Annotated in this window: 9 protein-coding genes; 2 read left to right on the top strand and 7 right to left on the bottom strand. The window is 39.3% G+C overall.

Annotated features, from left to right (window positions below; translation table 11 throughout):
- Position 1 precedes the first annotated feature (1 nt).
- The 3 genes from AAEY55_RS05900 to AAEY55_RS05910 all read right to left on the bottom strand — a co-directional run bounded on the left by AAEY55_RS05900 (position 2) and on the right by AAEY55_RS05910 (position 3,009).
- Positions 2–1,186: an efflux RND transporter periplasmic adaptor subunit gene (locus AAEY55_RS05900; protein ID WP_350550477.1), complete on the bottom strand. Its 1,185-nt coding sequence runs from the start codon at positions 1,184–1,186 to the stop codon at positions 2–4.
- A 346-nt stretch (positions 1,187–1,532) separates the two neighbouring features.
- Entirely contained in the window at positions 1,533–2,321 is a 789-nt protein-coding gene (locus AAEY55_RS05905) for a PhzF family phenazine biosynthesis protein (protein WP_350550480.1), read from the bottom strand.
- 73 nt (positions 2,322–2,394) lie between these two features.
- A complete protein-coding gene (locus tag AAEY55_RS05910) occupies positions 2,395–3,009 on the bottom strand; it encodes a PQ-loop domain-containing transporter (protein WP_011329585.1) in 615 nt (204 codons plus the stop codon).
- 283 nt (positions 3,010–3,292) lie between these two features.
- On the opposite strand from AAEY55_RS05910, the gene AAEY55_RS05915 reads away from it, so the two are divergent.
- The gene (locus AAEY55_RS05915) at positions 3,293–4,426 is read left to right on the top strand and encodes a PepSY-associated TM helix domain-containing protein (RefSeq protein ID WP_350550483.1); all 1,134 of its coding nucleotides are present in this window, start codon (positions 3,293–3,295) and stop codon (positions 4,424–4,426) included.
- Between the two features lie 86 nt (positions 4,427–4,512).
- Positions 4,513–5,688 (top strand): lipopolysaccharide assembly protein LapB, encoded by a 1,176-nt coding sequence (locus AAEY55_RS05920; protein ID WP_011329587.1) that lies wholly within the window; start codon positions 4,513–4,515, stop codon positions 5,686–5,688.
- A gap of 74 nt (positions 5,689–5,762) precedes the next feature.
- Here the strand turns inward: AAEY55_RS05920 and AAEY55_RS05925 are convergent, their stop codons facing one another.
- The 4 genes from AAEY55_RS05925 to AAEY55_RS05940 all read right to left on the bottom strand — a co-directional run bounded on the left by AAEY55_RS05925 (position 5,763) and on the right by AAEY55_RS05940 (position 11,673).
- Complete coding sequence (locus AAEY55_RS05925) at positions 5,763–8,594, bottom strand: hypothetical protein (protein ID WP_350550486.1); 2,832 nt, start codon at positions 8,592–8,594, stop codon at positions 5,763–5,765.
- Between the two features lie 118 nt (positions 8,595–8,712).
- Positions 8,713–10,248, bottom strand: coding sequence for a PH domain-containing protein (locus tag AAEY55_RS05930; RefSeq protein WP_089368901.1), 1,536 nt, complete (start codon positions 10,246–10,248; stop codon positions 8,713–8,715).
- Positions 10,241–10,774, bottom strand: a complete 534-nt coding sequence (locus AAEY55_RS05935) for a PH domain-containing protein (protein WP_086993164.1) — start codon at positions 10,772–10,774, stop codon at positions 10,241–10,243. Before AAEY55_RS05935 ends, AAEY55_RS05930 begins: the two co-directional genes overlap by 8 nt.
- Before the next feature lie 44 nt (positions 10,775–10,818).
- Positions 10,819–11,673, bottom strand: a complete 855-nt coding sequence (locus AAEY55_RS05940; protein ID WP_011329591.1) for a D-hexose-6-phosphate mutarotase — start codon at positions 11,671–11,673, stop codon at positions 10,819–10,821.
- Between the last annotated feature and the right edge of the window lie 48 nt (positions 11,674–11,721).

Here is an 11,721-nt window from a genome sequence, read left to right on the forward strand (position 1 = left end):
CTTACAACTGCTGAGTATTAGAGTTGCTTGTCTCTGAGCTTTCAGTTGCGCTGTTAGTACTAGTACCAGCCACTTTTACTTCCATGCCCTTTTGCGGATACTCTGGCAAGGTAACAACGAGTTTATCGTCTGCATTTAAACCGCTGTTAATATAAAAAAACTCACCTTCTTCTCTAATAACCGTTACTTTGCGCGGCTCAAGTTGCTGCTGCTCATTTACTATCCATACCGTTTGATTATTCACTAATGCTTGCGGTAAACGGTAAATGTTACTGAGCATAGCGCCTGCAAACCTTACCTGTACGTAGCTGCCAAATTTAATTGCTGGTTGTTTGCTTTTTAAACCGTAAGGGTCGTCAATTCGCACTACTAAACTACTCATGCGGGTAGCACTATCTACAATACCTAAATCGCGGTCTATTACTGCTTCACGAGTAAAGCTATTTAGTCCTTTTTGAATCACTGTTGCAGTAATACCTTTAATTCGCTCTGGTAAAAAAATACTATCAAAGCCGGCAATAGGAATGATCACCTCTGCGGTTTCTATGTTATTAATTTCGGCCACTTGCGAACCCATAGATACAAACTGACCCACACCAATATTACGACTAATAACGAGCGCATCGTATGGCGCAGTTATTTCGCAATTTTCTAAGTCACGTTGCGCACGTTTTAAGGCAGCTTGCGCCGATTTAACCGACGCTTGTGCACTCAAAACTTGTGGTTTACGTAAAAATAAATCTGTACGGGCCTTACCAGGAAAGCGTGTTGCTTCGTCTGCTGCTACTTGCGCTTGTGCTTGTTCTTCAATTAAGCCTGCTTGTGCGCGTGCAAGCTCAGCTTCAGCCATTAAAACGGCTGCTTGGTAATTATCTTTTTCAATAGTAAATAGGGTTTCGCCACGGCCAACTACACCACCGGCAATAAAGTTAGGATGCCAACTTAATACCTCACCCGACACCTGCGCCGACAATTGGGTATTTTCAAGCGGCTTTACTTCACCGTAACTATTAATAATAACCTGATGATTATTTGCCAAAGCACTTTCCACTTTAACGGTAGGGCGTGTATCTACTGGTTTTCTTTCTGCTGATTCTTCTGCAATAGCGTTAATTCCCATAAAGCTCACTATGCCAATGGCAAGTGCAACAAAAGGAAAAACCCATTTAAGTATTCTTGTTTGCATAACTTAATTACCTCAAAAACTCACTAACAACATAATAACAGAGCTTAACCAAATATTAACGACGCATTTGTAAGTAACTATTTCTAAAATAACTCTCAATTAATAAAAAGAATAACAAGTAATACTATAGAGAAATTAAAGCTGTAATTTTTAAGTTTATAAATCAATAACTTTAAACAAGAATAAATAATAGAGGCGCGGTTTGGAGTAATAAGTATATAGTGGCGGCTGCGTCGCCTGTGCTAACTTTCAAAAATTATATTTTTAAATAAAAGCGTTTTATTCGCAGCGCAAGAGTAATAGCATGGTTTATTTATACACAATTTAGAAAGTATGCAGCGCTTTGCTAAATAAAAATAGTGCCGGTTAAATACCTTACCGCATGCCCTGTGATCGTTACATATGTATCACCAACATCGCATAGTAACTGCCCGCCGCGGCTCGAAGCCTGATAAGCGCTTAACGTAGTTTTACCCAATTGCTGAGCCCAATAAGGGGCAAGGCCGGTATGAATAGAGCCTGTTACATAATCTTCATCGCCACCGCTTGCAGGCCAAAAGTAGCGAGACACAAAGTCGTATTCATCTCCAGGTGCGCTGGCAACCACATCGAGCGGAAATAATGTTTTTAGTAACTGCGAATCGGTTTTAAGCTGAGTTACATCTTGCTCATTATCGTAAATAGCAAAGTAAGCTTGGCGGTTTTTTAGCACTTTTGTGGGTGCTTTTGATAAACCATTTAGCAGTGCAGAAGGGGCATTTAATACAACAACCGGTGCTTGTTTTGGAAAGGTCATGGCAAAGCTACCATCGCTATTTTTATTAACGACTAACTCGCCCACGGCAGCAGCATAAAAACGCACTTGCGCTAAATTATGCTGCTCACAAAGCACATAAGCAGCTGCCAGTGTGGCATGGCCACAAAAGTCAATTTCCATCAAAGGTGAGAACCAGCGAATAGAAAAGCTGCCATCGCTTTGCTGGCAAGTAAAAGCGGTTTCGGACACGTTGTTTTCTGCGCCAATTTTTAGCATTAAATCGTCGCTTAACCACGTATCAAGGGGGATCACTGCGGCATAATTGCCTTTAAATAATTCATTAGTAAACGCATCTATTTGATGAATAGTTAATTGCATGGTTTAAACTTTATAATTACGAATAGCTTAAACCTGCCACAGTTAAATTAAATTATCACTACTATTTTAAACGTTATACCGTATTAGGGCGCATTTTATAATATTGAATGCAACCAAGCTGCGCAGCGTTGGTGAGTAAAATCATCACAAACGTTAAAATATGCGCAATACTTTGCGTAGCCATAGCAAACTCGGCAAATAAACCACAAATACCCGCCACAAACTGCAAACTAAAATAACGTGCACTTAAATTACTAATATCACCACTGCGAATAGTTTTATACGTTTGTGGCATTACACGCACCGAGCTCATTACCAAACCAACAAAGGTTAACCACGTTAGTACCTTAGCTGTATCGAGTACTGGGTTAGCTAATAACGTAAATGGAATAAGCGAAAAAGCCAACATACACAGTAACTGAACACGCTCTTTTCGTTCAGCATTATAACGCGCAAAATAGTATAAAATAGAACCACTTAATATACCTGTTACTATAAATGGCAGCGCCATATAAAAGCGCTCAAAATACAGATTAAAGGCAATAAAGTACGTACTTTGTGCAACACCAAAGGTCATCATCAACAGCGATAAACCCGACACGCTGCGATTTTTACGAATTTTATTTAGCAGTGGTAAAAAACTAAAGACTAAAATAAATGAAGACAATACAGGCAGAAAATGTGCCAAAGCAACCTCGCTCGTTACGTAAGTGTTAATAGGAATTAAAATGGAAACATATAATAAACATATGTTTTTAAAGGGTTTTATATTATAGCGGCATTGTAGTGGCGACTAGATTTTACTCAACTAAATTGAAAATATTTTTTTAGCAGCTGGCAACTTAGCTATACAAAAATCGTTAGCTTAAGTTCACGCTTTTGCTGTTTTTAGCATAACTATCTGCAAAACTTGAATTGCAATTGATAATTGTTATCATGCGCAATACTTATCATCTTTTCTTGCTTTATATATGCGAAAAACACTGTTTAAAATTCATAGCTGGGTTGCCCTTATTGCTATCATCCCCCTTATTGTTATTAGCATTACAGGGAGTGTTTTAGTATTTAAAAGCGAAATAGATGGCCTGCTAATGCCAAATAGCCACTTTGTGGTAAAAGCATTACCTGAGCGACTACCTATTGATAAGTTAATCGCTAAAACAGAGCGTACTTACCCTAATTATATAGTAGCTAGTTGGGAAATATTTAACGATGATACTGCTGATCGGGTTTACTTAATAAAGCGCGGTACAGAGCAATGGGCTAAGTTACATTTAAACCAATACACAGGTGATATTTTGTCAGAGCCTGTGGGTACCAGCCATTATTTCACCGATTGGTTTTTAGAGCTGCATTACACCTTTTTACTTAACGATTTTAAAAATTTACCAGGGCAAACGGGCACTGTATTAGGGTTCTTTTTTGCGGTGTTTTTACTCGTATTGGGTATTAGCGGCCTGATTATTTATCGCAAATTTTGGCGACGCTTATTTAGCGTACGCTGGCGTGCAACACTACAAATAGTGCTTAGCGACATTCATAAAATGACCGGCGTGTTAGGCTCACCCATTACTATTATTTTAGCCATTACTGGCGGCTACTTTAACTGGGCTGTGTGGTATCACGAAGTGATAGAACACGCACAAGAAGAGCATTATGTACTAACCAACCCCTTATACAGTCACGACATTTCGTTGCAGCAAATACTCGATGACAGCAAAAAACAAATCTCTACTTTTAACGGTACTTTTTTAGTTTTGCCATTAGAGCCAGACGAAAACATTACCTTATTTGGTGAAGTAAGCACAACCAATCCGCTGGCTAGTGAATACGCCAATACAATTACTTACAATAAGCTAACTGGCGAGCACATGGCTAACTGGGATATTCGCGAAGTAGGAATTGGCTGGCAAGTAATTGATAGCTTTAGAAAGCTCCACTTTGGCTACTTTGCAGGGCTTGTAAGTAAGGTGCTGTGGGCTGTTATTGGCTTAAGCCCTGTATGGCTTGCAGGTACTGGCTTTTATTTATGGCTTACCCGACGTGCACGCAAAAAGCAGTCACGACACAACCGTTTAAATAAACGCCGCACAGCAAACCCTTGATTAAAAAACAAACTCATTATAATGTTAGGTAAAGTAGTAATTAACTCTATTTAAGCTACTTACTTTTGTATCAATGGAGTGAGTTTATGAAATTTTATACGCTTGTGATAATTACTATTTTTTCATTAATAACCGGCTGCAGCAGTACTAACAATCAAAAGCAAATACTGCAAACTATACCGCTTACACAAGTAATTAATCATGCTTTATTTAGCCAGCAACCCACTTTATCTGAACAAGCTATTTTTGAGCTGTCTGAGGTCGAGACAGAGCAGTTTTTAGCGTATGCCAAAAAACAGCTATTATCTGGGATTCGTACCGATAGAGTTGTTTATAATTACCTTGAAAACCAACTAACTAACTTTACATATCACGGCGATACACTCACTTCTACACAAACAGTTAATCGAGCGCAAGGAAACTGTATTAGCCTAGCGGTGCTTACCCAAAGCTATGCTCGCATTCTTGGTTTAGATACGAGTTTTCAAGAAATGACCAGCGAGCCTGTTTACGCAAAAGAAAGTAACTTAGTGTATGTAGCTAACCATTTTAGAACTATGGTTTATGCCCCTAAAGAAATAGGTACCGCTAAAAACATAAATCCAATAAGCACAATAACAACCCGCGCAGGTACGTTAATCGACTACTTCCCAACTCGAGACAGTATTTACTCAGGTAGTGCTAACCATAATGACTTACTCGCTAAGTTTTATAGCAATTTAGCCGCTAGCGCATTAGCAAACAAACAATTAAACATGGCATATTCTCTTATTTTGCAAGCTAATAACTACACCCCTAAAGATCCTGAGCTATTTAACTTAGCAGGCATATTACACCGCCATGCTGGCGACTTACAAAGCGCGAAAAATATTTATCAAGCAGCATTAAATAACAATTATGCGAGCATAAATTTAATTAGTAACTATCAATTATTAGCTCAAAAGCTTGGTGATACTCAGCTTGCGCAGCAGTTATCTTTACAACTAATAAATATAGAAAAAGATCCTTATGAGTTATTAGTACTGGCTAAAAATGAGTTACAAACAGGAAATATTTATAGCGCTAACAAACATGTTGAGCAAGCAATAGTAAAAGCACCGTATATAGCCGATCTGTATTTAGAGCTGGCGAAAATACGCTTTCAGCAAGGTAAAACTCAACAAACACAAAGCCTACTTGAAAAAGCCATCGAACTTGAACGCGACAAACAAAAGCTTAATGTGTATCAAGCTAAGTTACTGTCGTTAAGTATGACAAAGTAAATGTGGGTTTTACGGCACTTAAATCGCCGCTCAAACCCCGTTATTAATTATTTTTACCTTTGCTTTTAAAAACGCTAAAGGGAATAATAAAAACTTAACCACGCGCGCATTTCATCTGCAAAGCTATCGCCTTCTACGCGCGATAAGCCCAAATTAAACGTTAAATCATTTATACCTGCAGGCCCCATCCCAAAGCTAATATCACCTTGATATTTTAAGCCGTAACTTTGTGCATATACCATGCTATCAAGTTGGTGTTGCTTGTAATAAAGCCAAGGTAACCCCTCTTTAAAGCTAAACCCAGCACCATAACTTTGATAACGCTTTGCAGTTGCACTGTAAAAAGGCAGCTCAGATGAAAGTACAAATTCGCTACTTTGTTGCTGATTAATCAGGTTTGAGCCAAAGCCACCTAATGCAAGGCTGCCATCATCACGTTGCTTTTGCTCAAGGCTTGCATAAAGAGGAATACCAAATGCTTTACCAAAAATTTGGGCGGCTAAATCGTAACCTTGCCAATTATTACTTTTGCTGCTGCCATCGTACCAGCTCGCATAAGTACTTTGGCCTATAACAAAGTCTTGGCGGTCATATTGCCAACTTTGAGTAACGCCTAAGCGCGTCCAGCTTTTATGGTTTTGTTTGTAGTCAGTGTAATTATAAGCAAGCTCTGGCGTTAAGTTTAACTGCCCAAATTTAAGAGGGTAACTTATTGCAGCAAAACCACCGCGCGCAGTAATATCGGCGCTTAAGCTTGTTTGATTTAAGGATTTATATTGGCGTGCTGTATTTAAATTATAATCAAACACGCTAAGTTTGAATTTTACTGGTAATGCACTGTATTTTGCCTGCACAAAACCACCATGCAAAGCACCATTGTGCAAGTCGGCGCTATACCCTGCCTGTAAGTCGAGCTGTTTTAATAAATCGCTACTTTTAACCCCTAAATTCAACAAACTGGTTGCAGCCGAATAATACTGCGCGCCTAGTGCAAAAGTGGCTTGTTGCTCAAGTGCATTGTAGCTACTTTGTGTGCCTACTTGGTTAGTGTAAATGTTAGCTTTTGGAAGTGTGTGTTGATTAACCATAAGCAGTGGCGCATGTTTAGTGGTTGCAATATCACTAACCATATTCCCTTGGTGTGTTTTCGCTAGTTGTTTTACATTGGGGCCATCTGCGCTAATCGAGAAATAAAGTAATGAGCCATCAGCCATTTCAACGGGATGTGCAACCGCTTCTTGCCCTTGAGTTAGTTTAGTGAGTGTTTTGCTTGCAATATGATAACTATAAATATCGGTAGCGCTATTTAAGCCAGCAATAAAGTAAAGCGACTCTCCATTTTGGCTAAAACTTGGTTGGCTTAAATATTGATACCCGTTTGGCATAGCCACTGATTGACGGTGCTCACCATCCGTATTTTGTATATATAATTGCCAATTTTCGTTTAAAGATGCTGATAAGTAAGCTAATTTAGTTTCATCAGGGTTTAATATTGGGTAGTCATACGCCGTTTTTAAACTTTTATTAAATAACTCAGTGACGACTTTAGTGGTTAAATTTACTTTCACTAATTCTGAGTAACCACCTCTTACTTGCTCAGCATATAAGGTTTCACCATCGCTGGTTACGCTAAAACGGCGAATACCTGCAAGCTCGGTAAGCTGCTCTATATTGCCGGTTTCAGTGTTGTAGCTAAAAACATCAGAAACACGATTATAACTCCCCGATTCCTCAGTACTAAAAGCACTAAAGTAAAGCGTGGTATTATTAATCCATTGTGGGTTAGCTATGCCTGCTCGGTTAATTTGGTTAAGCACTTGTTTTTGCTCACGCTTAAATACACCAGGTGCAGTGTCAGCAATATCTAGGGGATCATTTTCTAATAGCTTTTTTTGTGCTTTATTAAAGCTATTTTCGGCTTTAGTATTTTGCTCTGTGCTGTACACAATAAGCTTAGTGTTATCGTTTTTATCACGCTCTACAATTGCCAGCTTACTGCCATCTTTTGCAAGCGCAGGGTTACTTGCATATAAACTAAGCTGTAGCCACAGCTCACTATTAAGCTTAGGTTCTAATTGCTCTTTGGCCATAGCTTTGTAAGTGTATTCAGCTACAAAACGGCGGTACAGCTTAGCGGCACTTTGCCCAAACACGCCGCTAAATGCTTGATCAAAATCACGCACTTTTACGCCTTGCATGCGTGTCCAAACGCTATCGAGCGTTTGCTCTGAATAGTTTTGCTCTAACCAATTTAAAAAACGGCTACCAATTAAATACGCCATGGAGCTGGCCATAAAGCCACCTTCGGTACTATTTAACTGTGAGTAGCTGGGCAACGCTCCTTGCTGGGCAAACTCTACTAATATTGCTTCTGAGTAGTTATCAAATAAGCGCCCACGACCGGTCATTTTAGATTCAATTAACGTGGCATAACCTTCGGCAACCCAACGAGGGGTATTGCTGTAAGTTAGATCGTATAGATCCCATAGACTGCGTATTTTTTGCTGCCAGTTATTACGTGTTGGCTGTGCTAAATGCACTAAGTGAATGTACTCGTGCAATACCAATAACTGCTGCCAACCTGAGGTATTTGATATAACAGTATCTGATTGTGGCGGCGTGGTAAAAAGTGCCATTATCGGGTTATTTGAGGTAGGTAGCGCAAAACCATTCGCTGCATTTAAGGGATCAAACACCACTACATCTACAGTTTTATCGAGTGCGCGGTTTTGTTGCTCAAGCACTTTGGTACGTACTATTTCGAGCTCTACAGCAGTCGATTTGGCAAAGTCGGTATGCTCAATACTGTAATGCACATTAAAGTGCTCGGTATGAATGGTTTGCCAGTCGTTGCCATAGCTCGGCGCGGTAAGTAATAAAGCCGCTGCGATAAGTGTTTTTTTCATTATAGTCCCTTAGATGATCCCTTAACTGCACCTAGGTTATTACTAATTACTTTTAGTTGGCAGTAATAAAGTGTAATAAAACATGTGCAACTATAAACTACACATGCTTTTAGTAGAGCTACATCCAGCTACGGGGATCAGATTCAACCTGCATAAGTGTAAAATCAATTATAAAGTCAGCATCTTGCTGCTTTATATAGGGCATAAAAGCGTAACCTGAGGCGAGTTGTATATACACACTTTTTAACCCTGAGCGACGCATTAAGTAGGTACTTATACTACGGGCACTTTGTGTTTTATACAGTTCAAACACCCGATAATGTACGCCAATCAAGCCTTTGCGCACCACCATATAATACCGGCCATTTTCTTCATGTAAGTAATAGCCATAACGCTGATACGACAAGGTAACTAAACCAGCAAATGCAACAAATACACCTAAACTAAGCCACATATTAAACTCAGCTACTAAGCAAAAAACAAATACTAATATGCTCGGTAAAAGCGCATAAAAAACTAAGTTTTTATATAGTAGTGCGCGCTCTGCGCCTGTAAATGCGAGGTTTTTGCTATTAAACCAAGGATAAATCCATTGGCAAACACTGTTTACTTGTGCCGCGTTTAATACCGGTAAGAGCAAGGTTTGTTTATTATTTTTAGCAGCAACGCCTGCTACCATACCACCACTGCTCGCTTGCAAGCATTCAACGGTAAAGCGTTTTAATAGTCGGGCAACTAAGTTTTGTTTTATAACAATTGATTGCACCTTATCTAAGCTCATAGATAACTGATGGCGCTCTAATAAGCCAGCAATGCGTTTAAACTTTTGTCCTTTAAAATACAGCTCGTAGTTATAAAACCGAATCAACGACATGCCAACCGATAACAACACCGCAATAATAACCAACAAAACAATTAAGGTGATCACCGCAAACATGGCAGCATTGGCCACTATACCTAGCTCTTGCTGGTAAAAGCCCTCCATTTTAGCAATCAGCTTTTGCTCTAAAAAATCGATAACAACATTTATAAATGGCGCAATAGCTGCAAAGGCTAAAATAGCCATATTTGATATTAAACCAAACTTAGCAATTTCTTTATTGCTAATAAATAGACTGCTTTGTGCTGTTACTTGGTGATCTACATTGTCAGTTACAGTATCTTGCTGCTGGGCTTTGTAAGCAAAAATTTGTTTACGCATTTGTTGTGCGTGTTCTTTGGTTATTCCCGGCAGTACCACTTCTTGCGCTACGCTACCTGCGGCATCAAAAATACAATTTACTAAGTTAATAGGGGTAAAATAAAACGGCTCAGCAATATTTACGTTTTGTACGCGAGCAAATTTAAGGGTTAAACGCTCTTTTTTAAATACGCCTTTTTTGAGTAAAATTTCGTGTTCTTCAGAAATACAAAAACGAAAGCTTTTATAATATAAAAAAGAGTAAATAAGCAAAGCAACAAGCGCGACGGCTCCGGCAATTTGTCCCCAAAATAGTTTGTTTTCAACTTGAGTTACAAACACAATCGTAATAGGTAGCAAATTAAATATGCCATCTCTTATAACTCGCACCATAAAATGGACAACAAAATACACTAACGCCCAAGGCGATACTGCTTGCCAATGTAAACTACTTGCGCTACCAGCGTTACTCATCTGCAGGGGTTACTTGTGCGATGTTATCGTCGTTGCGGTAGTTTTGTACAAACTGGCGCATATTTTTACAATCGTCGTGAGTTAAGCCGCTAATTTGCAGGTCGGCGCTCATGCCACCAGCGCTGTATAGCTTTAAACTCGCTAAGCCGAGTTTGCGCTCAATTGGTCCGCGGTGCACCTCAATATGCTGTACTCGCGCTAGCGGCAAAATAACTATTTGCTGCCAAATAATTCCCTTTTTAAACGCGATATCGTGGGTGCGCATTGCTACCCCTTGCAGCTTTATACTCACTACATTATAAAACATTGATAATATGATAATTATTGGCATGCCAATCAACAAATACGTTTGCGCTAGATTAGCAAAAGCAGCATTTAAGTAACACGCCACCACTAAGCCGGTTATTAAAGGGATATAAAACGCCAGCCAATTAAGTTGCACATGCAGCAAAGCGTTAGCCGCCAATGGCTTAAACTCAATATTACTATGTTGTGGTAAGTTGGTTATTTGTTGATTATTAAACACCATATTATTGTTTAAACTCACTATTACTTATATAAATACAAGGCTCAACTCAGCCATTTAATGATGGTAATTAAGGTATGGCTTTGTTTTGGCGCGAGCGTAACGGCATCATTTAATACGTTGGCTGCTTCAAGGCAAAGCATGTTGTTATATTCAGTATTAGCAAAGTTAGATAAACGCTTTGATTTTTCTATCCATGGATTCCACAATACGCAAGAGCTGGAATTTTCTCGGCCCACACTAATTATACCCTCGGGAGTATTAATGGTTTGCACTGGCGCTGCTTGGGTATAAACCATGTCGGTTTCGCGGGCAAAACTAACCACATCACTTTGCATTACTGGAGCTTCGCCAAATTCAGTATATTGCGCACCTTGCAAACCATCAACGCTGGTATTGTTAATATCTGATGTTGGAAAATAAGTATGCAGCGCTTGCGAAAAGCTAAACGGTGTATTGCTTAAATTTGTGGTTGTTAAGCGCACTTGTAACTGCTCGTTTAGTACAAACTCAACTCGTAAGCTTGATTGATGCGGCCAATAATCAAGATTAACTAGTTTCATGGGTAATTTGAGGCTAACAATAACTTCGTATTCGGTTTCATGCACTTCATCGGCCTGCCACAAACTCGTTCGAGCAAAACCATGCGCCGGAAAATCGCTGTTATCGTGCGCTCCAAACCAAGGCCAACAAATTGGGATACCGCCGCGAATACTGGCATTTTCTTGGAATGTTTCTTCTTGAGATACCCATAACAATGGCTGCTTACCTTTTGGGGTAAACTCGGTAATTTGCCCGCCTTGCAAAAATATTTTTGCATCGCAATGGCTGCTATTTATATTAATAAATTCTAAACCGGTGTCAGTATGACAAATACTAACGGAAGGTGATAACTTCATATTATTTCCTATAATGCTGGCACGTAGTGTTAAATGTGCACCTAAATA

This window comes from Pseudoalteromonas sp. 120-MNA-CIBAN-0494, assembly GCF_040308885.1.
Taxonomy (GTDB): Bacteria; Pseudomonadota; Gammaproteobacteria; order Enterobacterales; family Alteromonadaceae; genus Pseudoalteromonas; species Pseudoalteromonas nigrifaciens.

Bases quoted from the DNA above. Each gene is read 5' to 3' on its own strand.
- AAEY55_RS05900 (WP_350550477.1), bottom strand. From the start codon at position 1,186: ATGCAAACAAGAATACTTAAATGGGTTTTTCCTTTTGTTGCACTTGCC.
- AAEY55_RS05905 (WP_350550480.1), bottom strand. From the start codon at position 2,321: ATGCAATTAACTATTCATCAAATAGATGCGTTTACTAATGAATTATTT.
- AAEY55_RS05915 (WP_350550483.1), top strand. From the start codon at position 3,293: ATGCGAAAAACACTGTTTAAAATTCATAGCTGGGTTGCCCTTATTGCT.
- AAEY55_RS05920 (WP_011329587.1), top strand. From the start codon at position 4,513: ATGAAATTTTATACGCTTGTGATAATTACTATTTTTTCATTAATAACC.
- AAEY55_RS05925 (WP_350550486.1), bottom strand. From the start codon at position 8,594: ATGAAAAAAACACTTATCGCAGCGGCTTTATTACTTACCGCGCCGAGC.
- AAEY55_RS05930 (WP_089368901.1), bottom strand. From the start codon at position 10,248: ATGAGTAACGCTGGTAGCGCAAGTAGTTTACATTGGCAAGCAGTATCG.
- AAEY55_RS05940 (WP_011329591.1), bottom strand. From the start codon at position 11,673: ATGAAGTTATCACCTTCCGTTAGTATTTGTCATACTGACACCGGTTTA.